The organism is Lacinutrix sp. MEBiC02595 (genome assembly GCF_053601555.1).
The window spans coordinates 1-444 of sequence record NZ_JBSHNU010000062.1 but is presented as its reverse complement, the minus strand read 5'-3'; the positions used below and the strand labels follow the sequence as shown (position 1 = coordinate 444).

Sequence of the window (444 nt, the reverse complement as noted above, 5' to 3'; positions counted from 1 at the left end):
GGTGGTACTATCTTAGTTACTTATACAGTTGCTGATGATTGTGGTAATGAAACCATACTTACTGCAACGCTTACGCTTGAAGATTCTATCGGTCCTGACTTAACGGCTTGTACTGTAATAGACGAAACTATAGAATGTAATGGTACAGATAACGAAACAATTGCTAACGATTGGAATGCTGCTAATATATTAGCACTTCAATCTTGTGGTACAGATTCTTGTGATACAGATGCAGTATTCGATGTAACTTCTGATTATGTATTTACTAACCTTGCTTCCACTTGTGGCGCTGGTGGTACTATTCTAGTTACTTATACAGTTGCTGATGATTGTGGTAATGAAACCATACTTACTGCAACGCTTACGCTTGAAGATTCTATCGGTCCTGACTTAACGGCTTGTACTGTAATAGACGAAACTATAGAATGTAACGGTACAGATAAC

Annotated in this window: 1 protein-coding gene; it reads left to right on the top strand. The window is 37.8% G+C overall.

All coding sequences use genetic code 11. The annotated features are described in order from the left end of the window. The coding region (locus ACVCZW_RS00240) for a hypothetical protein (protein WP_452231316.1) at positions 1-444 on the top strand (444 nt) is incomplete at both ends.